General features: G+C 58.1%; 24 protein-coding genes and 1 pseudogene. 20 read left to right on the plus strand and 5 right to left on the minus strand.

Going from position 1 to position 25,185, the window contains the following annotated elements; all coding sequences use genetic code 11:
- Positions 1–135: 135 nt before the first annotated feature.
- Positions 136–291, minus strand: coding sequence for a hypothetical protein (locus NKI63_RS20595; RefSeq protein ID WP_210164501.1), 156 nt, complete (start codon positions 289–291; stop codon positions 136–138).
- On the opposite strand from NKI63_RS20595, the gene NKI63_RS20600 reads away from it, so the two are divergent.
- From NKI63_RS20600 to NKI63_RS20625, 6 genes are all read left to right on the plus strand, one after another.
- Positions 275–1,504: an ABC transporter substrate-binding protein gene (locus NKI63_RS20600; RefSeq protein ID WP_023721607.1), complete on the plus strand. Its 1,230-nt coding sequence runs from the start codon at positions 275–277 to the stop codon at positions 1,502–1,504. The two genes, NKI63_RS20595 and NKI63_RS20600, sit on opposite strands and share 17 nt — an antisense overlap.
- Before the next feature lie 66 nt (positions 1,505–1,570).
- Complete coding sequence (locus tag NKI63_RS20605; protein ID WP_031194747.1) at positions 1,571–2,458, plus strand: carbohydrate ABC transporter permease; 888 nt, start codon at positions 1,571–1,573, stop codon at positions 2,456–2,458.
- A complete protein-coding gene (locus NKI63_RS20610; RefSeq protein ID WP_023721605.1) occupies positions 2,455–3,288 on the plus strand; it encodes a carbohydrate ABC transporter permease in 834 nt (277 codons plus the stop codon). The genes NKI63_RS20605 and NKI63_RS20610 overlap by 4 nt, the downstream gene beginning before the upstream one ends.
- A 1-nt stretch (position 3,289) precedes the next feature.
- Positions 3,290–3,622 (plus strand): Clp protease/crotonase-like domain-containing protein, encoded by a 333-nt coding sequence (locus NKI63_RS20615; RefSeq protein ID WP_031194746.1) that lies wholly within the window; start codon positions 3,290–3,292, stop codon positions 3,620–3,622.
- A gap of 2 nt (positions 3,623–3,624) precedes the next feature.
- On the plus strand, positions 3,625–4,689 hold the full coding sequence (locus tag NKI63_RS20620) for an ABC transporter ATP-binding protein (protein WP_352466338.1): 1,065 nt from the start codon (positions 3,625–3,627) through the stop codon (positions 4,687–4,689).
- A 70-nt stretch (positions 4,690–4,759) separates the two neighbouring features.
- Complete coding sequence (locus NKI63_RS20625; protein WP_023721602.1) at positions 4,760–5,743, plus strand: Gfo/Idh/MocA family protein; 984 nt, start codon at positions 4,760–4,762, stop codon at positions 5,741–5,743.
- A gap of 109 nt (positions 5,744–5,852) precedes the next feature.
- Here the strand turns inward: NKI63_RS20625 and NKI63_RS20630 are convergent, their stop codons facing one another.
- Entirely contained in the window at positions 5,853–7,034 is a 1,182-nt protein-coding gene (locus NKI63_RS20630) for an NAD(P)/FAD-dependent oxidoreductase (RefSeq protein ID WP_352466337.1), read from the minus strand.
- 13 nt (positions 7,035–7,047) lie between these two features.
- Positions 7,048–8,286, minus strand: a complete 1,239-nt coding sequence (locus NKI63_RS20635; RefSeq protein WP_023721600.1) for an ROK family transcriptional regulator — start codon at positions 8,284–8,286, stop codon at positions 7,048–7,050.
- A gap of 339 nt (positions 8,287–8,625) precedes the next feature.
- Here NKI63_RS20635 and NKI63_RS20640 point away from each other — a divergent pair, with 339 nt between their 5' ends.
- The 6 genes from NKI63_RS20640 to purU all read left to right on the plus strand — a co-directional run bounded on the left by NKI63_RS20640 (position 8,626) and on the right by purU (position 13,121).
- The gene (locus tag NKI63_RS20640) at positions 8,626–9,636 is read left to right on the plus strand and encodes a sterol desaturase family protein (RefSeq protein WP_023721598.1); all 1,011 of its coding nucleotides are present in this window, start codon (positions 8,626–8,628) and stop codon (positions 9,634–9,636) included.
- 37 nt (positions 9,637–9,673) lie between these two features.
- Complete coding sequence (locus NKI63_RS20645; RefSeq protein ID WP_036245547.1) at positions 9,674–9,988, plus strand: MocE family 2Fe-2S type ferredoxin; 315 nt, start codon at positions 9,674–9,676, stop codon at positions 9,986–9,988.
- Positions 9,989–10,000: 12 nt separating this feature from the next.
- Positions 10,001–10,306: a putative quinol monooxygenase gene (locus NKI63_RS20650; RefSeq protein WP_023721596.1), complete on the plus strand. Its 306-nt coding sequence runs from the start codon at positions 10,001–10,003 to the stop codon at positions 10,304–10,306.
- A gap of 45 nt (positions 10,307–10,351) precedes the next feature.
- Positions 10,352–11,173, plus strand: coding sequence for a 3-methyl-2-oxobutanoate hydroxymethyltransferase (locus tag NKI63_RS20655; RefSeq protein WP_023721595.1), 822 nt, complete (start codon positions 10,352–10,354; stop codon positions 11,171–11,173).
- A gap of 165 nt (positions 11,174–11,338) precedes the next feature.
- On the plus strand, positions 11,339–12,226 hold the full coding sequence (gene folD / locus NKI63_RS20660) for a bifunctional methylenetetrahydrofolate dehydrogenase/methenyltetrahydrofolate cyclohydrolase FolD (RefSeq protein ID WP_023721594.1): 888 nt from the start codon (positions 11,339–11,341) through the stop codon (positions 12,224–12,226).
- Between the two features lie 10 nt (positions 12,227–12,236).
- Complete coding sequence (gene purU, locus NKI63_RS20665) at positions 12,237–13,121, plus strand: formyltetrahydrofolate deformylase (protein WP_031194740.1); 885 nt, start codon at positions 12,237–12,239, stop codon at positions 13,119–13,121.
- A 313-nt stretch (positions 13,122–13,434) separates the two neighbouring features.
- On the opposite strand, the gene metH is transcribed toward purU, so the two are convergent.
- Complete coding sequence (metH, locus tag NKI63_RS20670) at positions 13,435–17,244, minus strand: methionine synthase (RefSeq protein ID WP_352466336.1); 3,810 nt, start codon at positions 17,242–17,244, stop codon at positions 13,435–13,437.
- Between the two features lie 343 nt (positions 17,245–17,587).
- On the opposite strand from metH, the gene NKI63_RS20675 reads away from it, so the two are divergent.
- The 7 genes from NKI63_RS20675 (at position 17,588) to NKI63_RS20705 (ending at position 23,232) form a co-directional block, all read left to right on the plus strand.
- Positions 17,588–17,851 (plus strand): hypothetical protein, encoded by a 264-nt coding sequence (locus NKI63_RS20675; RefSeq protein ID WP_031194737.1) that lies wholly within the window; start codon positions 17,588–17,590, stop codon positions 17,849–17,851.
- A 361-nt stretch (positions 17,852–18,212) separates the two neighbouring features.
- Complete coding sequence (locus NKI63_RS20680; protein WP_352466335.1) at positions 18,213–19,337, plus strand: NAD(P)-dependent oxidoreductase; 1,125 nt, start codon at positions 18,213–18,215, stop codon at positions 19,335–19,337.
- 16 nt (positions 19,338–19,353) lie between these two features.
- Positions 19,354–20,019 carry a class I SAM-dependent methyltransferase gene (locus tag NKI63_RS20685; RefSeq protein ID WP_352823160.1) on the plus strand — a complete coding sequence of 222 codons (666 nt, stop codon included), beginning with the start codon at positions 19,354–19,356 and terminating at the stop codon, positions 20,017–20,019.
- Positions 20,020–20,055: 36 nt separating this feature from the next.
- Positions 20,056–20,955 carry a class I SAM-dependent methyltransferase gene (locus NKI63_RS20690; protein WP_352466333.1) on the plus strand — a complete coding sequence of 300 codons (900 nt, stop codon included), beginning with the start codon at positions 20,056–20,058 and terminating at the stop codon, positions 20,953–20,955.
- Between the two features lie 88 nt (positions 20,956–21,043).
- The gene (gene speD, locus NKI63_RS20695; protein WP_084642945.1) at positions 21,044–21,445 is read left to right on the plus strand and encodes an adenosylmethionine decarboxylase; all 402 of its coding nucleotides are present in this window, start codon (positions 21,044–21,046) and stop codon (positions 21,443–21,445) included.
- Between the two features lie 202 nt (positions 21,446–21,647).
- Positions 21,648–22,172, plus strand: a complete 525-nt coding sequence (locus NKI63_RS20700) for a hypothetical protein (protein WP_023721587.1) — start codon at positions 21,648–21,650, stop codon at positions 22,170–22,172.
- A gap of 310 nt (positions 22,173–22,482) precedes the next feature.
- Positions 22,483–23,232 carry a hypothetical protein gene (locus NKI63_RS20705; RefSeq protein ID WP_352752663.1) on the plus strand — a complete coding sequence of 250 codons (750 nt, stop codon included), beginning with the start codon at positions 22,483–22,485 and terminating at the stop codon, positions 23,230–23,232.
- Here NKI63_RS20705 and NKI63_RS20710 read toward each other — a convergent pair.
- Positions 23,135–24,053, minus strand: a pseudogene (locus NKI63_RS20710) (aminotransferase class III-fold pyridoxal phosphate-dependent enzyme); the annotation flags it as partial. The gene NKI63_RS20705 and the pseudogene NKI63_RS20710 overlap by 98 nt on opposite strands.
- A 52-nt stretch (positions 24,054–24,105) precedes the next feature.
- Between NKI63_RS20710 and NKI63_RS20715 the strand changes: the two are divergent.
- Positions 24,106–25,182 (plus strand): ROK family protein, encoded by a 1,077-nt coding sequence (locus NKI63_RS20715; protein ID WP_352755701.1) that lies wholly within the window; start codon positions 24,106–24,108, stop codon positions 25,180–25,182.
- The last annotated feature ends 3 nt before the right edge of the window (positions 25,183–25,185 follow it).

A 25,185-nucleotide genomic window follows, 5' to 3' on the forward strand; every position in this document is an offset into this window, starting at 1 on the left:
AAAGCCCCATATTTGCAGTCCTTTGGGTAGACCTAGCTTGAAGCGGTGCAGATCTGGGCCCGATGGGTGAGGGAAAATAGTTGTTGCAATTTAGAACGTTCCAATTTATTGAGTTAATCCGTGCGATCACGCCGGTCACGCGCGGCGTCCACAAACACCGGAGCGGTGTCGATCCATCGCTTGATCGTAGTCGGTGGAGGAGGTGGTCCATTCGAAGCCGGCACGGCCGGCGGCGAGGATATCAAGCCAAACAAACTGAACAGGGAGTGAATGGATGATACGCAACGTCATGAAGTCGGCCGTCCTCGCAGCGGCCACAGCGATGTTCGCCGCGGGTTCGGCCAACGCGGAGCAGGTCGTGCTAAAATTCTGGGACAACCAGCGGGCCGAATCCGATTTCAATCAGAATCAGCAGAACGCCTTGAAGCGCTTCGAGAAGGAAAACCCCGAAATCAAAGTAGAGCTTACCACAATACCATATTCGGAGTACCAACAGCGCTTGTTGACGGCGGTACAGGGCGGTAATGCGCCTGATGTAGCCACCCTGGATCAAATCTGGATGGGCGCCTTTGCTCAAGCCGGCGCAATTACGGCTCTCGACGACCAAGTCAAGACTTCCGGTCTTACGGGCGACACTTTCTTCAAAGGAGCCTGGGACTCGAACGTTTCTGACGGCAAGCTCTGGGGAATCCCCATCAACGTGGACGTTTGGTCCTTCACTTACTACAACACGGCACTCCTCAAAGAGGCTGGCGTTGATCCTGCCTCGCTAAAGACCTTCGAGGGATTGAAGGCAGCGGCGCCGAAGCTTACGGACAAGTCCAAGGGCCGCTACGGCATTGGCTTGTTCGGCCACAAGGGGGAAGACACGGTCGTCGTTCTCGATACTTTCATCTTCTCCAATGGCGGTAAAGTCTTGGATGAGAAGGGCAAATGCGCGCTCACCAGCCCTGAAGCGGTCGGGGCATTGAGTTACCTGCAGTCACTGGTGCCATATGCGCCGCAGGGCATCATGAACGCCAGTTCCGCAACGATGCGCGAACTTTTTCTAAACGGATCTCTTGCAACGGAGTTCTGGCCCGCGCTGGAGCAGCCGACTCTGCAGAAGTCCAAACTTGACTGGGATTTCGTTGTAGGGAATGCGCCCGAAGGTAAGACGGCGATTGGCACGTATGGTGGGTGGAACCTTGCCATCTTTGAAGCTTCCCAGCACAAGGAAGCCGCTTGGAAACTCATCCAGTTCCTAACCCGCGAAGACGTGAACGGCGATGTTGTCGAACTTGTCCCGGCAAACATGAAGGCCGCAAAAAGCTTTTTGGCGGCAAACCGCAAAGGTGCGGATCTCATCATCCCTCATCTCGAGAATGCCTCACCCCGGCCGTTGTCACCTCGCTATCTCGAAGTCGCCGACATCGAGGTGACTCTAGCGCAGGATGTATTTTCCGGAATGGATCCGCAGAAGGCAGCCGGCAAGGCCTGCACTGCTATCGACGCCCTTAACTAGTCACCAGGACTAAGCCGGGCTCGGGCTTTGCCCCGAGCCCGGCCCTCTCTATCGGGAAATGACACAATGTCCCATCGTGAACGCTGGATGGCCTGGATTTTCGTAGCTCCGGCGCTGCTGCTGGTCGGCGCACTTATGTATTACCCGATGATCGGCACCATAATTGAAAGCCTTTATTCGACCTCGTTCATCAACCCGGTGCCGAAGTTCCAGGGGCTTGCAGCGTATTACAAGATCTTGGCCGATCCGATCTTCGGCCAAGTAGTGTGGAACTCCCTCATTTGGACTGTCTTTGTGGTAGCACTGCAGAATGTGTTCGGCTTGCTGGTCGCACTGCTGCTCAATCAGCAGATGCCTGGCCAGGGACTTATGCGGTCGTTGGTGCTTTTGCCTTGGGTCCTCCCCGGCGTAGTGGCCGCCATCCTTTGGCGATTCATGTATGACCCGCAACTCGGTTTGGTGAACTCGTTACTTATTAGCCTGGGACTGATCGACCACGGTACCGCTTGGCTGGCGGAAACGTCGACAGCCATGGGCTCGATCATTATGGCGGCCGTATGGAAAGGGTTCCCCTTCTCGGCGATCGTCTACTTAGCGGCCCTGCAGACGGTCGACCAAGAGCAGGTCGAGGCCGCCAAGATAGACGGAGCGGGAGCGACTAGGCGCCTGTTTGACGTTGTGCTCCCCGGAATCAAAGACGTGATCGCCATCAATCTCCTCCTTACCACTATCCTCACTTTCAATTACTTCGACATAATCTGGGTGATGACAAACGGTGGCCCACAGAATGCCACAGCCATCTTCCCAACCCAGATCTACGAACTCGGTTTCGGACAATTTCGCTTTGGCGAAGCCGCTGTATATGGCGTTTTTTCAATCTTGGTCCTGGCGCTGCTGATAATGGTCTATTTCGGCGTTTTGTCGCGCGGCCGGCATAGGGGGAAGGCGTCATGAACACCCGTTCCCACAGGAGCCGCCAAGCCGCACTGCTGGCCCTCAACGTCGTATTGGCGCTGATAATCCTGGTGCCCTTCTTTTGGATGGTTTCAGTGTCGTTGAAGCCGGCGGCCGAGCCTTTTTCCATTCCCGCCAGGCTGTGGCCGGAGAACCCGACCTTCGACAACTACATCACTGCATTCCGGCCGGAGTTCCGAACCTATTTTATGAATTCGGTCATCGTTTCACTGTCCACCGTCATCATCACCGTTTCGTTAGCCCTGCTGGCCGCCTATGCATTTACGCGCACCCACGTCCGCCTACTTATCATCGCCATGACGCTGGTGATCGTCACGCAGATGTTCCCGGCCAGCGCCATCATCATCCCGATCTACAAGATGATGAAGGGGGCCAACCTACTCAACACATATACGTCGTTGATCCTCGCCTACGTCACCGTAACCTTGCCGGTGGCGATCTGGATGCTGCGTGGCTTCATGGCCAATTTGCCGCTGACACTCGAAGAAGCGGCGGCGATCGATGGGGCCGGGCCGTTCAGAACGTTTTTCGAGATAATCGTGCCGCTTTGCCGGCCGGGGATAGTCGCCACTGCAGTCTTTGTGCTTATCGTCACCTGGCAGGAGTTCCTCTTTGCGCTCTCCTTTACCTCGACCAAGGAGATGCGCACGCTGCCAGTTGGAGTGAATGACTTTATCGGCCAGTACGGCATCCGCTACGGAGAGCTCATGGCCTCATCCGTGATGATCTCCATGCCCGTGGTCGCTGTCTTCTTCTTTCTGCAACGACAGTTCGTAGCAGGCCTGACGGCCGGCGCGGTGAAGGGCTGACGTGTCGGATATCATGCTCTTGGATATTCCTGAGCCCAGCATCGCGTTGCTGACGTGGGACTGGCTGGAGAAGCTGAACGTAGTGCCCTCTGATCCAGACGTGCATGTGCATATTCTCACCGGTACTGACGTTGGCGCCTTAGCACTTGGCACCGACATCGCCGGCTACATGGGCCGACCTGAGCGGGAGTTCATGGAGTTTCAGTTTGCTCGATGCGGGCTGAACGACCGTCGGAGGCGTTCCCAAAACCGACCATCGCCGTCAACGATTTATCGTGACAAATACTCCACAGCTATGACTGCTGTCCGTAGCATCGTCCACGAAGGGATATGATCTTGGCCTCCGTAACGTTGTCATCCGTATCTAAATTTTGGGGCTCCTTTGTCGCCGTGGAAAAGATCTCGCTCGCCATGGCCGATGGCGAGTTCATCGTGTTGCTCGGGCCCTCTGGCTGTGGCAAGTCCACCACAATGCGCATGATCGCCGGGCTCGACGACCCGAGCGCTGGCGAGATTCGCATAGACGATCGTGTGGTCAACGATTTGCCCCCGGGTAAACGCGACCTCGCCATGGTGTTCCAGAACTATGGCCTCTATCCGCATATGACCGTGGCGGACAATATTGGTTATCCGCTCAAAGTCGCAGGTGTGAACCGTGAGGAACGCGAGCGCCAGGTACGCGCCGCCGCCGAGCGCGTCGAACTCGGCGGGCTTCTAGAGCGCAAACCCGGTCAACTGTCCGGCGGGCAAAGACAGCGCGTGGCGCTCGGTCGTGCCATCGTACGCACGCCCAAACTGTTTTTGATGGACGAACCTCTGTCCAATCTCGACGCCAAGCTGCGCGTCTATATGCGCGCGGAATTGAAGCACCTGCAGCGCGACCTCGGTACCACTACGATCTATGTGACGCACGACCAGGTCGAAGCGATGACGCTGGCTGACCGTGTCGCCGTGATGGCGAACGGCAAACTACAGCAGGTCGGCACACCCCTCGACATCTACAACACGCCGGCAAACGTCTTTGTTGCCGGCTTCCTCGGCAATCCACCCATGAACCTGCTTCCGATAGCAATTGCCGACGGACGGGTGCAGGACTCCGAGTTGACGCTTGCGGCTCCGGCCGGCGTGAACGGCGCGATCACCGTCGGCCAGCGACCCGAAGATATGCGGCTCAGCGAAACAGACGCGGGTAATATGGCCGGCGAGGTTTATACCACCGAACTATTGGGCGACAGCACGCTGGTTACCGTAAAGGTCGGCAAAAACTTGGTCGCCGTGAAGACCGACAAAAATACCAAGGTGCACATGGGAAAAAACGTCGGCATCCGCTTCGATCCGAAACATCTGCATTTCTTCGACACGACCAGCGGCACGCGGGTCGCGTTCGACGCAAGTAGGTGAGGCTAGTCAATATCTCATGCAGCGTGACACCTACAAAGTTGAATTCACAGTCGAGCCTTGAGGTAAGATAATGAACGCCGAATTGCGTTGGGGGATTCTAGCGACCGGCTGGATTGCTGATCTCTTTGTCCAGGATTTGCAGCTTGCCGGTCATCGTGTCTCGGCTGTCGGCTCTCGAACACAGGCAGGAGCCGACAAGTTCGCCAATCGTTTCAGTATTCCCAACGCGCACGCCAGCTACAAGGACCTTTTGTCGGACCCGGAGGTCGATATTATCTATGTGGCTACACCCCATCCGATGCACGCCGACAACGCGCTTAAGGCGCTGACCGCCGGCAAGCACGTGCTTATCGAAAAGCCATTCACGATCAATGCACGGGAAGCGCGCAATGTCGTTGATTTCGCCTCTGCGAAAAACCTGGTCGTGATGGAGGCGATGTGGACGCGCTTCCTTCCTCATATGGTGCGCATCCGGGAGATCATCGCATCAGGAGTGCTTGGAAAGATCTATTCGGTGATCGCCGATCATACTCGTGACCTTCCTGGCGATCCCAATCATCGGCTCAACGCTCTGGAACTCGGCGGAGGCGCCCTGCTTGATCTCGCCATTTACCCCATTTCGTTCGCCTTTGACGTGCTCGGAGAGCCTGAACACATCGTTTCGATGGCTCGGATTAAGGAGACAGGAGTGGACGCTGAGGTAGCAACTATCTTCCAACACGCCGGCGGGGCTTTGTCTACCACCATCTCCAGTCTCGACAACACCGGACCCAATGTTGCATCGATCCTCGGCACCGAGGGGAGAGTTGAGATTGCATCTACCTGGTATTCGCCAACTTCATTTCGCCACATCGACAAGAATGACAGGGTGATAGAAGAGTATTCGTCGTCGGTAGCAGGACGTGGCATGCAATATGAAGCTGCCGAAATGGAGAGGCTTGTGACGGCTGGAAAATTGTCCGGTGAGATCATGCCTGCTAACGAGACCGTGTCGATAATGCAATCACTTGATACGATCAGGGCGCAAATCGGACTGCGCTATCCGAACGAATAGAGCATTTTAGTTGATTTCGGTCGAGAAGTGCTGGAGCGGATGCCGCGACGACGGCCGCGGACCGCACCTTGGCTTGGGCTGGTAGACCTCCGGCGGCTTTATTACTTGATTACTTGAGCAAGCCCTTGATCCTAAAGTCAGGGTCTATCAGCGAACTGGCCGCAACCACAGTTCCGCGCTCGATGAGCTTCTCGAGAACACTCATGTCCCTCGCGACCGTGTTCCCCTGTCCTATTGCGGCGGCCGCTGAGACCCGGGCATCTTGATCGCACTGAAAGACGATGCGGACCCCACCGGAGGCTGCGCGGTGATGTATATCCCGGGTTAGATCGAACTGCCCTGCGACCTGCAGAGTCAGATCGAACTGATCCGACCAAAACCACGGGACTTTCTGGTACTCTCCACTGGCACCGAGCATGGCTGCTGCGGCATGGGCACCCTGGTCCTGTGCGGCCTTCCAGCTTTCAAGTCGCATACGGGCTCCTCGCCACTCGAAATTGCAGCAGTCGCCTGCGGCGAAGATATTGGGTTCGGAGGTTCGGAATGCGCTGTCGACAACAATCCCGTTATCCACGAGCAGACCGGCCTTTTCGGCGAGCTCGGTATTAGGGATCGCCCCGACGCCAGCGATAACGGCGTCGAACTCCAGTTCAATCCCGTTGGCCAGCACAATGCGGTTCGTTCCAGCCTCGGTGACGACAGTACCAGTCAGAATCTTGACCCCTGCGGTTTCGTGCCGCGCGTGAACGATTTGGGCGATCGCCCCGGGCACGGCGCGTCCGAGAATGCGCGGTGCGGTCTCGATCACCGTAACCTCGGCACCTGCCTGCCGCGCAGTCGCGGCGAGTTCAAGGCCAATGAATCCGCCACCAATGACCCCGATGCGCGCATTGCTGCTGAACTCCAGCATAATGCGCCGCGCCTGCACATCGGTTCGTAGTGTGAGACAGCCTTCAAGGCCAGGAAACAATCTGGCACGGGCTCCCGTCGCAAGGAGCAACTGATCATACGTCAAGAGCGTGCCATCGGCGAGGTGAATCTCCCGCCTCTCAGGCACCAGAGACTCGACCAGCGCACCACGTCGGAGTTCGATCCCTGCTCCGGGATAGGCATCTTCGGCACGAATGGCCTTGGGATTGGCTAGCATCGTCTTGGATAACGGCGGTCGTTCATATGGCAGAGCTTTCTCTGCAGTCAGCAACGTTACCGACCCTTGAAAACCAAGTTCCCGCAACGTGAATGCGGCGCGGACACCGCATTCTCCGGCGCCGACAATAGCTATCTCTGCCATGCGGTCCTTCACTTCAGCTCTTGAGAACGACTTTGTTGTCTGGCGCAAACTGTTCGTTCAATGGAACCAGAGCAGCGCCAATCGCGCGGGCGTTAAACCCGATCGAGCCCACACGGAACTCAGGAATGATGATGCCCTCCAGATCGTAGCCTGCCACTCGTTCCCGGACGCTCACGATGAGACGATCGAGGAGAGGTCGCAAGAGGACGCCGTCAACAACGACACTATCGGCTTCGATGAAGCTCGTGCCAGAGATGGCCGCAAAAGCAAGTGCATCCGCCGCCAGATCGCACCACTCATCGAAACAGGCAAGTGCCGGTTCATCAAGCTTGGCGACGGATCCACCATCTTCACGGAACGTCTTCATTGGCAATTTGTGCTGCGCCGCAAGGACCTCCAACCGATTGAGGGAGGCGGCTTGACTCAACCGCGCGGGCGCTGGACTCCTATTGTGCGATCCAAGTTTAAGAGGGATTGCACCCACCGCGCCCGCGTTGCCGGTGTGGCCGGTAATTAGATTGCCCTCCAAAACAACACTGCCGCCAATCAAGGTGCTGATGTAAAAGTATACGATTGACCGATTCCGGTTCTCTCTCCGGAAATCAATCTCAGCCAAGCAAGCAGCGTCAGCGTCATTGAGCACCACGGCGCTCAAGCCGGAGGTTTCTTCGACCCTGGCGACCATGTCGGCCTCCCGCCAGCGTGGGGATGCACCGCCAGGATCACCGATGACGGCTATGCCAGACTCGATCGCCGTTGGAGCAGCAATACCTACGCCCACGAGTCTGGATTTCTGGACGCGGCTCAAATCATCCTTCAGGCTGTCGAACGCTGTTCCCATCAGGCCCGAGACGACGTCCGCGTCGAGGGCATCGTAGGCAAAGCTTTTCTTAGCAATCACCCGGCGGTCGAACGATAGAGCCAGCAGATCCAAGGAGCGGCGGCCAATCTTGACCCCGATCGAAATCGCTCCATCCGGTGCAATCTCGATCGGAGTAGAAGGCTGACCAATCCGGCCGCGGATTACGTCCTTCTTCCGCAGGTATCCTTCCTTGAGGAGGCGATTTACGATAATCGTGACCGTTTGCGAGGACAAATGTGTAATGCGCGCGATCTCGGCCTTGGAAAGCGCGCCAGCCTCCTGGATCAGACTAAGGATTAAGCGCTCATTGTAGTGTTTGACACCTATCTGGTTGCCGCCACGGTGCGTCGCGTTGCCTACGAATGCGTTGAAGGTGCTGTCGACTGACATTAGATACAGCTCGCGTTTTCAGGGGCGTTAAGATCGGAAACGCCGGTTATCATGGCGCCCTTCTCGTTACTGCTGGCCGGTCTTGACGTCCAGAACGCCCGCGATGCCATCGCGCCAGTGCCCGCCGCGTCTGATATCCCAATTGAGGCTCCCTTTGAGCGCGTGAATGCGGTCGTAGTGCTTCGTCTTCCACCCGTCAGCTTGCCGTAGGATCGACGGCCGAAATCTGGCATGATTTTTTTTGTAAATCAACCGGATTTAGTTATTGACCATTTGTTGGAATATTGGCATGTTGTAGGCCGATCGGGCCTTTCGGGGCGAGATCGAAAGGAGCATCCGATGGACGATCTTAAGTTTGGAACGCGCAGCAAGCGCGGCGATTGGGCTCCCAACGAGCTGTTGGAGCCGGCGCCAATATGGCTCTTCCCTCCCAATCCAAAGAAGCTTCTGAAGTGGCTTCCATCTTACTTCTTTCCGTACAACCTGCTGTTCATGGTCTCGGCACTCGCCTACTGGCAGCTGGTTGTCCCTGACGCCGCAGTCCTGCAGAACTTTGCATGGGGTTGGTCGCTGAAAATGCTGGCGGTGAACCTCATCCTGGCCTTTCTCTGGTACCAAAGCTGGGAGTTGCCGCTTTACGTTCGCCGTCGGCAGGGGAACCGATTTAAGTACAACCACAAGTTCCCGGCGGATCAGCAATCAAATGTATTTTGGTTCAATAAGCAGACCCTCGACAATATGCTGCGGTCGCTGCTGATCGGTGTACCGATATGGACGTGCCTGCAGGTCTTGATGCTGTGGAGTTCCGCGAATGGATACATACCCTGGCTCAACTTCGCCGAGCACCCTGTGTGGCTCGGGGTCGTGGCTGTCGTGGTGCCAATAATTCACGACTTCCACTTCTATTGCATCCACCGGCTGATCCACGTCCCAGTGCTCTACAAATACGTCCATTCGGTGCACCACAACTCCATAAATCCCAGCCCGTGGTCATCGCTATCGATGCATCCCATTGAGCACTTGCTCTATTTCGGGGTGGTTTTCTGGCACTTCGTTATCCCCTCAAACCCCGTCATTGCACTCTACCAGCTACACTTCGCGGGTTTCGGCGCCGTGCCTGGGCACATCGGTTTCGACACGGTTGAGACCAGCGATGAGCAGGGGTTCGATACCCACGCCTATATGCACTACCTCCACCATAAGTATTTCGAGGTGAATTACGGAGGCGAGGGGCTCGTCCCCGTGGACCGGATGTTCGGCACCTATCACGACGGGTCGAAGGAATCTGACGAACGGATGAAGGCGCGTTTCCGCGCCAAGAAAGAGCGCCTCAAGGACAAATCGGCCTGAACCCGCTCGAACCCTGTTGCCTCAAAATCTAGCGAGAGTGACGATGCCTTGGATTGACGTTTGTGGAGCCGACGACCTGGAAGAGGAAGGCGGCCTACGGTTCGACCATGCAGGTAAGACGTTCGCAATCTTCCGGAATCATCAGGACCAGTATTACTGCACGGACGGGCTTTGTACCCACGAGAATATCCACCTCGCCGACGGGTTGGTGATGGAGAATACGGTGGAATGCCCCAAGCATGCCTCGGTCTTCGACTTCACAACCGGCGAGGTCGAGACGCCTCCCGCCTGCGATAACCTGCGCACCTACGCCGTTAAGGTCGAAGGCGGCCGCGTGATAATCGATGTCTGAGGAGACCATCCGTTGACCGACATCAACGCGAAAGCCGTAATCGCGGAAGTCACGGCTCTTCCGGAGACGGTTGAAAAGGTCCGCGGCTTGCTATGCGACTACGGGCGCATTGTTCGGCAAGAACCTGGGAACCGAGCGTTTGCCTGCCGCCAAGTCGACGGTCGACCAGACAAGTTTGTCGTCTACGAGGTCTACGCGGACCAGGCGGCCTTCGAGACGCACCTTTCCGCACCCGAGAACGCTCGATTGAACGCCAAGCTTGGGACCCTCGTTCAGGGTGCCGGTTCAGTCCTGACCTTCCTGATACCCGTTGAGTAAGCGAGACTCATTAAAGGGAGTCGCATTTCGCGGAGACCCACGATCATGTACCACAACAGACCTCACGTCGAAGACATACGCGCGAAGAAGCGACGGGGCGAAAAGCTTTCGATGCTCTATGTCACCAGCACGGAGGAAGCCGCCGCCGCCGCCGCTGCGGGGATCGATCTCCTGTCAATCGAGGCAAAGGACTTCACCCCCGAAATGCGTGAGGCGGCGGGGGCGTGCTTCGTGCAGATCGGCCTGACGCCGCCAACGAAAGGAACCGTGGACGGAAAGCTGCTGGTCAGCGCCGAGCAATTCCTGGAGGCGGCTTACCGCTACACAGCGATTGGGGGCGATTGTTTCTATTGTGCCGCTTCTTTCGATATCCAGAGGACAATGTGCGAAAATCACATTCCGATTGTCGCTCATGTGGGCCTTATTCCATCTTACGTTACCTGGACCGGCTGGCGCGCTGTCGGAAAGACCGCATCAGAGGCGCTGACGATGTGGAAGCGACTAAAACGGCTCGAGGAAATCGGTTGTTTCGCTGTTGAGCTTGAGGTCGTTCCCGGCCGGATAGCCGAGTTCTTCGCCAAAAACACATCGATGATCTACTTCAGCCTCGGTTCGGGCTCAGGTGGCGATGTCCAGTACCTGTTCGCAGAGGACGTGCTCGGCTACGGCCGGAACCGCCTTCCGCGCCACGCCAAGGCGTATCGCAACTTCAAGGCCGAGTTCGACCGACTGAATAGTGAACGCGTCGCGGCATTCCGGGAATTCCGGGCTGACATCTATTCCGGTGCCTATCCCGGACCCGAACACACTGCGGCGATCCCGGAGGCTGAATTTGAAACCTTTCTTAGTCACTTGGGATCTCGATAGTGAGACTTGCTCCGTCTCAATATCAGTATCCACTTTTTCGATCTATTCTCAGTTGAGATAGACTAATTGTCCCTCGGTCCGCAGGGATTTCCATCGCAGCCGCGCTGGTCGTACCGGCACGGCGTCCAGCATTCTTCGACGCCCGCGAGACCGAAAGGCAAAATCATGACCGTTGGCATTCAACCCAGCAAGCTCATCGACGGAAAAGCAGTCGCAAACACCCTTACCACGCAGATTGCCGCCGATGTAGCTGCGCTGAGATCGGCAACCGGAAAAGTGCCGGGCTTGGCAGTGATCTTAGTGGGAGAAGACCCAGCGAGTGCTGTCTATGTCGCATACAAACACCGTCAGACGCTTGCGGTGGGTATGGCGTCCTTTGAACACAAACTTCCAGCCGACACCAATCAGGACGACCTGTTGTCAATCGTTAATGAATTGAATCAGGACCCTTCTGTGCATGGCATTTTGGTACAGCTACCATTGCCGTCTCAGATTGATCCGAACATGGTTCTCAACGCGATTGATCCGACCAAAGACGTCGACGGGTTTCATGTCCAGAATGCCGGCAGGCTGGCGACCGGCCAAGAAGGGTTCGTTCCGTGCACTCCTCGCGGCTGCCTATTGCTCCTGAAGCATCGTCTCGGCGATTTAGCTGGTCTCCACGCGATCATAGTTGGACGAAGCAATATCGTCGGCAAACCAATGGCCCAACTGTTGCTGGCTGAGAATTGCACTGTAACAGTCGCTCATTCGCGGACCCGCGAACTTCCGGCTCTCTGCAGGATGGCCGACATTCTAGTCGCCGCGGTCGGACGCGCAGAAATGATCCGAGGTGATTGGATCAAGCCAGGCGCGGTTGTCGTCGACATAGGTATCAATCGGGTGACCCAAGGCGGAAAGCCGCGCCTTGTTGGCGATGTCGCATTTGCAGAGGCTGCTCACGTTCAAGCGATTACACCTGTCCCAGGCGGCGTGGGTCCGATGACAATCGCGTGTTTGCTCGCGAATACCCTTTCCGCATTCCGTCACACCTTGGCGGCGCGAAACAACTGAGGAACGAACAATGTCGAAATTTGCACTTCGCGTGAAATGTCGTTCCACCAGGGGCATAGTGGCTGCGATCTCCAGCTTTCTCGCTGATCAAACTTGCAACATCACGGACAGTGCGCAGTTTGACGATGTTGATACTGGCAACTTCTTTATGAGAGTGAGCTTCCGGTCTGAAGGTGGGCGAAACCTGGACGAGCTCCGCGTCGGCTTCGATCCAATCGCATCGCGCTTCGCGATGGATTCAGAATTCTTTGACGAGGCCGTGAAGCGAAGAGTTATCGTCATGGTCTCTCGCTTCGGCCACTGCCTCAACGATCTCCTCTACCGTTGGCGCATTGGCGCTCTCCCGATCGATATCGTGGCGGTGATCTCCAATCACATGGAATATCAAAAGGTCGTGGTGAATCACGACATTCCGTTTCACTGCATCATGGTAACGAAGGAAAATAAAGCCGAAGCGGAAGCCCAGCAGATGCTTGTAGTGACCGAGACCAAGGCCGAGCTGATCGTTCTAGCTCGCTACATGCAGGTTCTCTCGGATGAAATATGTCGGAAGATGTCCGGCCGCATTATCAACATCCACCATTCGTTTCTTCCTTCGTTCAAGGGCGCCAATCCCTACAAGCAAGCGTATGAACGCGGAGTGAAATTGATCGGCGCGACCTCTCATTACGTCACTGCCGATCTAGATGAGGGGCCGATCATTGAGCAAGACATCATTCGGGTGACACATGCGCAGTCCAATGAGGATTACGTCAGCTTGGGTCGTGACGTTGAAGCACAGGCCTTGGCACGGGCGATACACGCCCACATCCATGGCCGAGTTTTCCTAAACGGGAACAAGACGGTTGTATTTCCACCATCACCCGGTTCGTTCGCCTCAGAACGAATGGGGTAGCGATAGAAAGGTTCTGTCGCAAACTTTTCGGAAAGGTCATTTGCAGCTTCCGGCCTGCTCGGCGAATTCCGCCGCAATCATGGCTGGGACGAATGGGCACACGACCCCCGCTACACCAACGAGCACTGGCGGATGGAGAGCGTCTTCCTGCGCGCGAGGGATATGGCCATCGCTGAGGCGGCCGGAAACGCGTGAATGGAAATTGTGCCTCAGCTGACATTCCTATGACCTGAGCGTTTATCCGGGACCTCATTTCCATGATACAGAAACGGCAGTTGCGGCTCGGAGCGTAAGACGGCAGAGCTTGCCGCCACTACTCCGCAGCCTCGGCATAGTGCGCTGGCACATAGTTGAGAATGGGTCCGAGCCAGCGCTCCACTTCCGCGAGCGGCATGTCCTTGCGGCGTGCATAGTCCTCAACCTGGTCGCGTTCGACCTTGGCGACGCCGAAATAATAGCTTTCGGTATGCGACAGATAGATCCCCGACACAGACGAGCCGGGCCACATCGCATAGCTTTCGGTCAGGCTCACCCCGGCATTGCGCTCGCTGTCGAGCAGCCGGAACAGTGTGGCCTTCTCGGTGTGGTCGGGCTGGGCGGGATAACCGGGCGCCGGGCGGATGCCGCGATAGGGCTCGCCGATCAGCTCGTCCGGCGCCAGCTTTTCGTCGACCGCATAGCCCCAGAACTCCTTGCGCACCTTCTCGTGCATGCGCTCGGCGAAGGCCTCAGCGACGCGGTCGGCCAGCGCCTTGACCATGATCGACGAATAGTCGTCATTGGCCCTCTCAAATCGTTCGGCGATCGCCACCTCCTCGATGCCGGCCGTGACGATGAAGCCGCCGATGTAGTCGGGCTTTCCGCTGTCCACCGGCGCGACGAAATCCGACAATGCGACATTGGCCTTGCCGTCGCGCTTGGTCAGTTGTTGGCGCAGCGTGAAGAAGGTCGCCAGCTCCTGCGATCGCCCCTCATCCGTGAACAGCCTGATATCGTCGCCGGTGGCATTGGCCGGCCAGAAGCCGATGACGCCGCGTGGCGCAAACCATTTTTCGGCGATGATCTGCTTCAGCATCGCCTGCGCATCCTCGAACAGCTGGCGCGCGGCGGGTCCTTGCGCTTCGTCTTCGAGGATCTTGGGATAGCGCCCTTTCAGCTCCCAGGTCTGGAAGAACGGCGTCCAGTCGATGTAGCGCGCGAGTTCCGTGAGATCCCAGTTCTCGAAGACCTTCACACCTGTGAAGGACGGCTTCGGCGGCTCATATTCAGACCAATCGATCCGATGCGCATTGGCCCTCGCCTTGGCCAGCGGCAGCCGCTGCTTGTCGGCTTCGGACCGGGCATGCGCGTCGGCGACTTTCTTGTATTCGGCGCGCAACGTGTCGACATACTTCGCCTTGCTGTCATTCGACAGCAAGGACGACACCACGCCGACCGCCCGGCTGGCGTCGGTGACGTAGACGGTCTGGCCTTTCGCATAGCGCGGGTGGATCTTGACCGCCGTGTGCACGCGGCTGGTCGTCGCGCCGCCGATCAAAAGCGGAATGTCAAAGCCTTCGCGCTCCATCTCGGCGGCCATGTGCGCCATCTCGTCGAGCGAGGGCGTGATCAGGCCGGACAGGCCGATGATGTCGACATTTTGCTCTCGCGCCGTCTGCAGGATTTTTGCCGCCGGCACCATGACGCCGAGATCGATGATCTCGTAATTGTTGCAGGCCAGCACGACGCCGACGATGTTCTTGCCGATGTCGTGGACATCGCCCTTCACCGTCGCCATCAGGATCTTGCCCGCCGTCTGGCGTTCGCCATTGTCGATGCCATTGGCGGTATTGGCCAGCTTCTCGGCCTCCATATGCGGCAGCAAGCCGGCCACCGCCTGTTTCATCACCCGCGCCGATTTCACCACTTGCGGTAGGAACATCTTGCCGGCGCCGAACAAGTCGCCGACGACGTTCATGCCGGCCATCAGCGGGCCTTCGATGACATGCAGCGGGCGCTCGGCGGCCAGCCGCGCTTCCTCGGTGTCGGCATCGATGAATTCGGTGATGCCGTTGACCAGCGCATGGCTGATCCGCTGCGCAACTGGCAATTCGCGCCAGGCGAGGTCGCGCTCCTTGGCTTCCTGGCCCGCCGTGCCCTTGAAGCGTTCGGCGATCTCCAGCATGCGTTCGGTGGCGGTGCCGCCGCCTTTCGGTTGACGGTTGTTGACGACATCCTCGCAGGCTTCGCGCAGGTCGGGATCGATGGATTCGTAGACGGCAAGCTGTCCGGCGTTGACGATGCCCATGTCCATGCCCGCCTGGATAGCATGGTAAAGCAACACCGCATGCATGGCCTCGCGCACCGGCTCGTTGCCCCTGAACGAGAAGGACAGGTTCGACACGCCGCCTGAGATATGGACATGCGGCAGCGTCCCGGTGATCTCTCCCGTCGCCTCGATGAAGTCGATGCCGTAATTGTCGTGCTCCTCGATGCCGGTGGCAATGGCGAAGACATTGGGGTCGAAGACGATATCCTCGGGCGGGAAGCCGGCCTGTTCGGTCAAAAGCTTGTAGGCGCGGGTGCAGATTTCGACCTTGCGCGCTTTGGTGTCGGCCTGGCCGTCCTCGTCGAAGGCCATGACGACCACCGCCGCGCCATAGGCGCGCACGAGTCTGGCATGATGCAGGAATGCCGCCTCGCCTTCCTTCATAGAGATGGAGTTGACCAGCGGCTTGCCCTGCACGCATTTCAGGCCGGCTTCGATGATCTCCCATTTGGAACTGTCGACCATGACAGGAACACGGGCGATGTCCGGCTCGGCGGCGATCAGGTTGAGGTACTCCACCATCGCCCTCTTCGAATCGATCAGTCCCTCGTCCATGTTGATGTCGATGATCTGCGCGCCATTGGCGACTTGGTCGCGCGCCACGTCGAGCGCGGCGACATAGTCGCCCGCCGTGATCAGCTTGCGGAACTTGGCTGAGCCGGTGACATTGGTGCGCTCGCCGACATTGACGAAGGGAATCTCATCCGTCAGCGTGAACGGTTCCAACCCGGACAGGCGCATCTTGCGCACGATGTCGGGAATGGTGCGCGGCGGATATTTCCGCACCGCCTCTGCGATGGCGCGGATGTGCTCAGGCGTCGAACCGCAGCAGCCGCCAACGATATTGACCAGCCCCTCGCGGGCGAAATCCTCGATCTGCGCGGCCATGAATTCCGGGCTCTCGTCATAACGGCCGAATTCATTGGGCAGGCCGGCATTTGGATAGGCGCAGACAAAAGTGTTGGCGACGCCTGATATCTCGGCCAGATGCTCGCGCATGGCATTGGCGCCGAGCGCGCAGTTGAGGCCGATGGTGAAGGGGCTGGCATGGCGCACCGAATGCCAGAAGGCGGTCGGCGTCTGGCCGGACAGCGTGCGGCCGGACAGATCGGTGATGGTGCCGGAAATCATCACCGGCAGGCGCACGCCCTTCTCATTGAAGACCTCTTCTGCTGCGAAGATTGCCGCCTTGGCGTTCAGCGTGTCGAAGATCGTCTCGATCAGGATGATGTCGACGCCGCCATCGATCAGGCCGCGCAGCTGCTCGCCATAGGCGAGGCGCAATTCGTCGAAGGTCACGGCGCGATAGCCGGGATTGTTGACGTCGGGCGACATCGAGGCGGTGCGGTTGGTCGGCCCCAGCGCGCCGGCGACGAAACGGCGCTTGCCATCCTGCTGCTCGGCACGAACAGCGGCGCGCCGCACCAGCCGCGCGCCATCGCGATTCAGCGCATAGACGGCATCCTCCATGCCGTAATCGGCCTGGGTGATCGACGTCGAGGAGAAGGTGTTGGTTTCGAGGATATCCGCGCCTGCGATGGCGTATTGATAGTGGATCTCCTCGATTGCCTTCGGCTGCGTCAGGATCAGAAGATCGTTGTTGCCTTGCTGATGGCAGGCGCAGCCGGCGAAGGCCTCACCACGGAAATGATCTTCATCGAAACCCAGCCCCTGGATCTGCGTGCCCATGGCGCCGTCGAGGATGAGGATGCGCTCACGCGCCGCTGCCGTCAGCGCCGCAAGCACTTCCGACTCGTCGGGCTTTGCCGCGACGGAGCCGAACAATGCGTCCAGCGATGCAGAATTCTGCGACATTTTCATCCTCAAGACGACAGTAGTGTCCATTCACATAAAGACATCTTTATGTCAACATACGCGCTCCAGCCTGGGTGTCGCGCACCGGAGAGAAAGTTTTGTGTCAAAATCGGTCCAAAAGCAGATGAGATGGATGAGCGGCATGCTCTCGAAGCGGCTTGGGCGGCAGCGCTCAAGCCGGCGCCGCTCCCATGTGTCTCGACCGATGCAAACAATATTGTGGCCTTTGGCCCAAACTGTCCACTATCGAACGGACGCATTATAGTCGAACGTTTTGCATTTCGTGCGAAGCCCTCAAAGCAACAAAAGAAGACGCGCGCGGGGAGAAGGCGGCCGGCCCAACTTGAGTATCAGCGCGGAGCTACATCATCAGGATGGCACGTCACTTGCACATCAACTTTGGGAAGCCATCGTGACGGCAATTGCCCGCAAACCAAGGGAGATGACGATGGCAATTCGCCTGAATTGCTCGGAGCAACTGAAGATGGCTGAAGATCTGCAGGCGTACCATGCCGAGCCACGGGGACTGATTATGTGGCGAGCCGAGTTGAAGCAATTCATTGACGATCGGGCGAAACACAATAGTCGGCATTGTCTCGCCGTCTGAGGTTGGACGTGAAGGGACCGCGGGCGGGAATATCAGGCGAGAGCTCGGGTCAGAGCTTCCCATACCGCAAGCGTCGAGGCGACGGAGATCGGTCAGGAAATGCTGAGCGTTATGAGCGGGCTCGGGAGGAAGAGAATGCGGAAGGTTGAGAAGATCAGACGAAGCGCTGCTGCAGGCTCCTGCCGAATGAAAGCCCTGCATCGTCCGCTAACGCTTTCGCAGCGTTAGGTGGGAATTCTCAGTCTGCTGGTGCGGCTGACGCTATTCCTAAAACGCGACGAAACAGCTCGAATCTAACCAGGACGCAGGTCAGGGGCCTAGCGCGACACTTCTACAAAATCTCGAAATGAAGAGTACCAATATGACGGATAAACCCTCGGTCTCTATCCTGAAAGAAACCCGCGACAACGAGAAGCGGGTTATCATGCTTCCGCAAGGTGTTCGACAGTTTGTCGAGGCCGGTTTTAAGGTTTACGTTGAGCATGATGCCGGAGCCGCCTCGGGAGCGTTTGATGGGGACTACAAGGCGGCAGGGGGCGAAATCGTTTCAACAGACGAGGCTTGGACAGTTTCTCCATTCCTCTTGAAATATAAGTTTCCGAGCGTCGCCGAACGGCGGTACCTGTGCCGCCCGCTGCATATTGGCGCATACTTTTACCCAGGCGAAAACTACGAGCTAACGCACCACCTGCGCGAGCATGGGGTGACAGCCTATAGCTATGAGTACTTTCAGGCCGCAGATGGTTCGTTTCCGCTCATGACGCCCGATAGCGAGATCAGCGGGAAATTGGCTGTGCTCTTTGGGGCCCATCACCTGCTATCGACGCAGGGAGGGCTCGGCATAATGCTGGCTTCCCTACCGGGGATGAAGCCGCCGAAAGTCGTCGTCATCGGGCATGGAAATGTCGGCGCAGCAGCTGCTCGAACAGCCGCAGGTCTCGGAAACGAAGTTGTTGTCTTTGGCTACCGCGAGGAAAGCCTCCGCCGATTTGAGGCGACCGTTCCCTCGAACGTCAAATGCCTGATTGTCTCGCAAGAAGCCCTGGAGCGAGAGATACCCGACGCCGACCTGGTGATCGGAGCGACTTTGATTTCGACCTACGATACACCAGCGATGCTCACAGACGAACTCGTCAAGAAGATGAAGGAAGGCTCGATGATCATCGACGTCACTTGCGGCTATGGAGCAGGATACATCCCGACGGCCCATACATTCACCTGGATGGGCGCGGCACCATATAAGGTGCATGGCGTTTGGCACTACAAGGATCCCGTAATGCCAGCTCACGTGCATCAGACGGCGTCGATCGGGGCAACCACAAACCATACGCGTTATCTTATTAGTCTCGGCAAATCGATTTTCCTTAAGGATTTCCAGGACTCGGTTTCCCAAAAGGGCAAATTTGTTGAAAACGGTGAGATCATCCATCCGCACGTGATTAGCGACTTTGCCTTGATCGAGGCATTGGCCAAGAAATCCGCGTGAGGGGGCGGCCATGGCGATGCGGCATAAGATATCATATAAAGAACGGGCCGCGTACTACGATGTCGAATATACGGACACTGTAGACCATGCTTTTCTCGCCAGTCTTGTTGGTGGTTCTACGCGCTCGGTCCTTGAGATTCCGTGTGGGGTCGGGCGTAACGCGCTTAATTTGGCTCGAAGCGGATGTTCGATAGTCGCTGTCGACAACGAACCGGCTATGGTCGAACGGCTGACAGAAAAGGCTGAAAAACTCGGCTTCAACAATGTGTCAGCACTCGTTCGGGATCTCCGGACGTTGGACCTCGAAGAGCGGTTCGACCTTATCCTCGTGCCCCGAGAGGCATTTCAGCTGTTGGTAGACTTGTCCCAGGCGCGGCAGTCGCTCAAAGCGCTGCGACGGCACCTCTCGGACGATGGGACATTGATGATCGACCTATCGTCTTTCGCAAAGGTCAGGCCAGAACAGGCCTACCTCCAGCCAGACTATTTCGATCCTACTGCCCCTGATGGCAGTTGGCGCTTTGAGTGGACGCGCCCGCTAGCCGCCAGGCTCACGTTGTCTCGTCATCGTATGCAGCAACACAATTGTGACGGCACAGTCGACGTGTCGTTCAGACACATTCGTGACACTGAGACGGCCATCGACGAGACCGAGACGACCATTCGACTTAGGCCTTACTGAGTCGACGAGTTCACGGCGCTCTGCGTCGATGCTGGATTGAAGGTTGAAAAGGTGTTCGGCGACTACGGACGCAACTGGTACCAGCCGAACGACGCCCGAATGATTTTTCTTCTCAGCGCAACTACCGACATTCGGGACGATCAGCTCCCCCCGTCCGGGGTTATGTGGGAACTCGGCCGAGGGTTCCAGAACGACCGTGATGCCTTTCGAACGAAAGACCTGCAGTTGGTTCCAATGCGTCCGTCCGTCCGAGCTTATTTTGAGACCTATCTGACGGAGTATTTCTCCGGCCCCTTCATCAAGGGCCAAGGGGCCGAGGATATTTTGAAGGCGATGGCGGAATGGGGCGTTATGGGAAATGCTCTCGATCTGGGATCTGGAACTTCGACGCTGTTCTGGTATCTCCCAACCAAGGGAGTCAATCGCCTCTCTTGCTGCGACATCGCGCCTGAAGCCCTTAGCGTGCTAGCGAACTTCGTACGGAGCAATCAACCGCTTCCTGAGTGTTACGGTTGGGTAGCCGATCATTTCAAAATATCCAATCACTCGGTCAACCAGCTTCGCGAGCGCTTTGCCGAGTTCTTGATTTTCGACTGCCTGAAGCGGTGGCCAAGTTGGATGGACAGCCACCGATACGACTTGATCACTGCCTTCGGTAATCTAGCGATTTCGGGGACAGCTGACGCGTACGACGATTGCTTCCAGCACATCGCTGATCACCTTGCACCCACGGGCCGAACTATCGGAGCGGATTGGGCAAGGCGGCAGTCATTTGCGCAGAAGGATGGGCACGACAATTCGTATTTGAGCATCGAACTGATAGCCAGCGCGATGAAGAATGCGGGGCTCACCCCGCTGGAATGCCGTCGTATCGAGATACAGCGGGACCCACTTTACGACGCCATTTTCGTTTGGGTCGGCCAGAAAAATAGCTGAGCGATCTCCTTCGATATTTTGGAGCTTTTAGCATGTCGCACAATCGCGAAGGCGGTGCAGGTAGCTTTGTTTCAGTTAACGGCGTGATCTGCGCTGGCGCCCATTATATTGTCGATCTGTTCGGCGGCACAGGTTTGGCAATCCCGCTTTTATCGAAACAGCCATTACGAAAAGCGCACAGTCCGCTGGAGCCACTATACTTTTTTCAAACTTCCATCGGTTTTCACCCGAGGGTGTCTCAGGCGTACTGTTATTGGCGGAATCTCACATCAGTATCCATACTTGGCCAGAGCACAGCTATGCGGCATTAGATGTGGTTATGTGTGGCCGGGCCCGCCCCAAAGAGGCTATTGCCGTTCTGAAGGAAGAGTTCAAGCCGATCCGTGTCGTCGAGTATTTGCTTGCCCGCGGCAGAGCCGACAATGCCGACCAATACTCTCAACCGGATCGGATCGACTCCGAACGTTGGCTCAAGGGGCTTGAGCGCTAATTTTCGATTCATCAATCGCGCGTCGTCGATCTCGTGCGTCAGGCGCCCGTGATTTCGGGCACTGCATCCCGGCGGCCGCCAAGGCGAAGAAAGATCAGAGCTGCTCGATCACCGTAAAAGTGGGGAGTAGACGCTATGGGGCGAGCGGCGAGAGTGGGGCACCTTAGGCGCTGTTGGATCCACCATCAGAAGGAGGCACCCCATGTCGCAGTCTTTTGACGCGAGCCGGTCCCTTACCGCTCTTGAACAGGATAACACGGTCATCGCCGTCATCGAAATGAGCAAGGCGAAGTGGCTCGTCGCCGCGCTCGTACCGGGTCTCAAGCGCCAGCCCCTCAAGAAGATCGATGCTGCCGCACCATCACTGTTGAAGCTGCTGCAGCGCTGGCGCGACGAAGCCGGGCACACGATCAAGCGCATCGCCGTCACCTGTGAGGCGGCCGGCGTCGGCTTTTGGCTGGCGCGTTGGCTGTGGGCGCGCGACATCGAGGCCTATGCCATCCATCCCGCCAGCGTTGCGGTGTCGCGTGAGCACCGGCGCGCCCGTCTCGCCCGTGGTGACAAGGCGCCACAGGTGAGCGGGCTGACTATCTGCTGGAAGCGTTCTCAACGACCCCCCGCCACCACTCTTGCTGGTGTGGCGGGCAAGCTCGACGCTGTATTGCGTAAGGGCGAGGCTGGGAGGAATGCTCCGAATTCCCCTGGCCGCAAATCCGTTCCGCGCTGAACGATCTGGTGCGCTTCGGAAAGCTCGAACAGGGGCTTTCACGGTAAGCGGCGCTCTAGCCGGCAGGGTGGCAGCTGCTGCCGCGCCTGAAATACGACGATGGAGGGGAAGTCCGAGCAGCGCAGCGATTCGCAGGCGGCAATCGCAAAGTTTTGTTCACGCTGCCTAACTCGCTGAGCAGAAGACGATTGACGGGTGCCACTGGTGCCTTTCGAAAATTTCCCTGTGGATATTGCCTCTGTGACGAATTGGCGTCGTACCCGTTTGGTGGATGTTGAGTAGAAATAAGCAACTTGGGCTCGGGGGAATCATGAACAAGTTGCTTGTTGGTGCGGCAATGCTTGCCGCAGGCGTCTTCGGCGCGGATACATCTTTTGTTTCTTATATTAGAAGCTCTGCAGGGATGGCGGCCTTTGCGCAGGAGGCGCAAGGGACTTCGCCAGATGTTGGCGCACCATCGGACGGCGGCTTTGGTAATGGCGGGGCAGCGCTGAGTTCGGGAACAGCCTCCGGTACGGATGATGCTGGTGCAACGCCGGCGGCAAATGCCACGGGAGATGCCGCGCCCGCGGCCGAGGCTCCCGACGCGGCGGCCGAGGTAGGAACGACAGATCAGTCGACCGACAGCCAGGCCGCGCCCGAGGAGCCTGCCGCGACGACGTTGGCGACGACGACGACCTCCGAAAGCGGCGATCCAGAGGCGATCGGCACGCCGAAGGTGGATCTGCCGAAGAACTCTGGCAACGGCAATCTGGGCTATGCCATTGGCATCGACCTTTCGGACTTCCATGGCATCGAGCCGTCGATCGCGCTCACCTACGATTCTTCGCGCCGAAACAAGCTAGGTGCCCTCTACCAGGGCTGGCTGGGCTATGCCTGGGGTCTCGGCGGTTTCGATGTCATCGAGCGGGCAAGCCCGGGCTATGGCATGCCGGCCTTCGATGCCGCCTGTACAGCTCACCTCACCCCTGCCAAGCACCCTCTTTGCGTAGATCATCCATCGTCCGTGAAATGCCTTCGCGCAGGATCGCCACCGTGTCGTCGATCTGCTCTCGGCTGATGATCAGTGGCGGCGACATCACGCACATGTTGATCAGCGGCCGCACCAGGAGGCCGAGCTCATAGCAATGGGCATCGATACGTTTTCCGACATCCTTGTCGAGCTGCAGCGGGTCCTTGCTTTCGCGGTCGGCGACGCATTCGACACAGCCCATCAGTCCCAAGCCCCTCACCTCGCCGACCAGCGGCAACTCTTCCAGCGTCTTCAGCTGCGCCTGGAAATAGGGGGCGACCGCCTGCGTATGCGCAAGCACGCTTTCTTCCAGCAAATCGAGGTTTTTCAGCGCCACCGCACAGCCGACGGGGTGGCTGGTGTAGGTCAGCCCATGACCGAACATCGCATCGGGATGGTTCGAGCGGCGCAGTTGTTCCAGCAGCCGTTCCGAGATGATGACGCCGCCGAGCGGGAAAATAGCCCGAGGTGACGCCCTTGGCGAAAGTGATCATATCGGGATCGATGCCGAAGACCTCGCCCGAGGCGAAGACATGGCCAAGCCGGCCGAAGCCCGTCACCACCTCGTCGGAGACATAGAGGATGTCGTTGTCGCGGCAGATCTCGCGGATGCGCTTGAGATAGCCGTCGGGCGGCACGATGACACCGCCCGAGGCCTGCACGGGCTCACCAACGAAAGCGCCGATTCTGTCGGCGCCGACCCGGGCCACCGTGTCGCGGAACTGCTCGACCAGGAAATCGGTGAAGGCGGCAAGGCTCATGCCTTGCGGCCGGCGGAAAGGATCGGGCGAGGACAGCTTGATCACCAGCTCGTCGGCGCCATCCATCCAATCCCTGTCGCGCGGGCGGCCGTTGAGCGAGGCCTTCATCCTCAATTGTTTACGGCGGGAGGGCGAGCTCAGCCGCATGGAAGTAGCGGCGATGACGGGCCTCAGCCCAGCCGCAGTGTCTGGCGTTGCGGGCGAGTTGATCGAGGAAGGCATCGTTGTTGAAGGCAAGAGCGCGCAAAGCAGTGGCGGCCGTCGCCCGATACCGCTCAGTATCAATTACGCAAGGCATTGGTCCATCGGCTTCAAGCTATCGCAGCACCGGCTAGAGGGTACGCTCACCGACCTCTCCACCCAACCGATCGGCACTTGCGAGTTGCCGCTCGCTGACCATGAGCCGGCCACGGTCGCTGCAGCGGTCCAGAAGGGCGTCTCCACACTCCTGCGGAATAGGCGCGAAGGTCGTCAGAAACTTGTCGGTGTTGGCATGGCGATGCCCGGGCTGATCGACGTGAACAGAGGGATTTGCCTGGTATCGCAGCGCTTCGACTGGAGGGACGTGCCGATAGCGGCACTTATTGCATCACGCATCAGTGTGCCGGTCTGGGTCGACAACGACGTCAATGCATTCGCAATAGCTCAGCAGCTGTTCGGCCACGGGCGTCGGCGCAACTCAGTGCTGGTGCTGATCATTGGAACCGGCGTCGGGGCGGCGTTTATCTTCAACGGTCAGATCCATCGCCGTGCGCGTTTCGCTGCTGGCGAGATCGGATTCCCGGTCAAGGAAGACGCCGGCTCGATCGCCACCGAGGAGCGGCTGAGCTGGGATCGACGCTTGTCGGAACCGGCGATAGTCCGCGCTTGGCAGGAGATCCGCAAGCGCTCCCCCAAGACCCCTGTCGACCTTCAGCAGGCCGCAGCGAAGTGCGACCGGCTCGCATTAGAGTATCTGCGCGAAGTCGGTTGTGACATCGGGCGTCGGGTAACCGCAATGATCGATCTGGTCGATCCGGAAGTTGTCATCGTTGGAGGCGAGGCGGTCCGCTTCGGCCCTGCGCTCGTCGACCCCCTCGTGAACACTGTCAGAGAATCCTCGTTTGAGAAACCGCCAGCGGTCGAAATCGACTGGGACAACAATGTGTGGTCACGCGGGGCAGCAGCCCTGGCCATCCAGCAGTTTTTCGACTTTGAGAGCACGGCCGGATTTGAACGAAAAGCCAACGCGAGATGAGCG

This window comes from Mesorhizobium sp. M0410, from assembly GCF_040321435.1.
Taxonomy (GTDB): domain Bacteria; phylum Pseudomonadota; class Alphaproteobacteria; order Rhizobiales; family Rhizobiaceae; genus Mesorhizobium.

Excerpts from the sequence above, each read along its gene's own strand:
- NKI63_RS20600 (WP_023721607.1), top strand. The coding sequence starts at position 275 with ATGATACGCAACGTCATGAAGTCGGCCGTCCTCGCAGCGGCCACAGCG.
- NKI63_RS20595 (WP_210164501.1), bottom strand. The coding sequence starts at position 291 with ATGACGTTGCGTATCATCCATTCACTCCCTGTTCAGTTTGTTTGGCTT.
- NKI63_RS20605 (WP_031194747.1), top strand. The coding sequence starts at position 1,571 with ATGTCCCATCGTGAACGCTGGATGGCCTGGATTTTCGTAGCTCCGGCG.
- NKI63_RS20610 (WP_023721605.1), top strand. The coding sequence starts at position 2,455 with ATGAACACCCGTTCCCACAGGAGCCGCCAAGCCGCACTGCTGGCCCTC.
- NKI63_RS20625 (WP_023721602.1), top strand. The coding sequence starts at position 4,760 with ATGAACGCCGAATTGCGTTGGGGGATTCTAGCGACCGGCTGGATTGCT.
- NKI63_RS20630 (WP_352466337.1), bottom strand. The coding sequence starts at position 7,034 with ATGGCAGAGATAGCTATTGTCGGCGCCGGAGAATGCGGTGTCCGCGCC.
- NKI63_RS20635 (WP_023721600.1), bottom strand. The coding sequence starts at position 8,286 with ATGTCAGTCGACAGCACCTTCAACGCATTCGTAGGCAACGCGACGCAC.
- NKI63_RS20640 (WP_023721598.1), top strand. The coding sequence starts at position 8,626 with ATGGACGATCTTAAGTTTGGAACGCGCAGCAAGCGCGGCGATTGGGCT.
- NKI63_RS20655 (WP_023721595.1), top strand. The coding sequence starts at position 10,352 with ATGTACCACAACAGACCTCACGTCGAAGACATACGCGCGAAGAAGCGA.
- folD (WP_023721594.1), top strand. The coding sequence starts at position 11,339 with ATGACCGTTGGCATTCAACCCAGCAAGCTCATCGACGGAAAAGCAGTC.
- purU (WP_031194740.1), top strand. The coding sequence starts at position 12,237 with ATGTCGAAATTTGCACTTCGCGTGAAATGTCGTTCCACCAGGGGCATA.
- metH (WP_352466336.1), bottom strand. The coding sequence starts at position 17,244 with ATGTCGCAGAATTCTGCATCGCTGGACGCATTGTTCGGCTCCGTCGCG.
- NKI63_RS20680 (WP_352466335.1), top strand. The coding sequence starts at position 18,213 with ATGACGGATAAACCCTCGGTCTCTATCCTGAAAGAAACCCGCGACAAC.
- NKI63_RS20685 (WP_352823160.1), top strand. The coding sequence starts at position 19,354 with ATGCGGCATAAGATATCATATAAAGAACGGGCCGCGTACTACGATGTC.
- NKI63_RS20700 (WP_023721587.1), top strand. The coding sequence starts at position 21,648 with ATGTCGCAGTCTTTTGACGCGAGCCGGTCCCTTACCGCTCTTGAACAG.
- NKI63_RS20705 (WP_352752663.1), top strand. The coding sequence starts at position 22,483 with ATGAACAAGTTGCTTGTTGGTGCGGCAATGCTTGCCGCAGGCGTCTTC.
- NKI63_RS20715 (WP_352755701.1), top strand. The coding sequence starts at position 24,106 with ATGACGGGCCTCAGCCCAGCCGCAGTGTCTGGCGTTGCGGGCGAGTTG.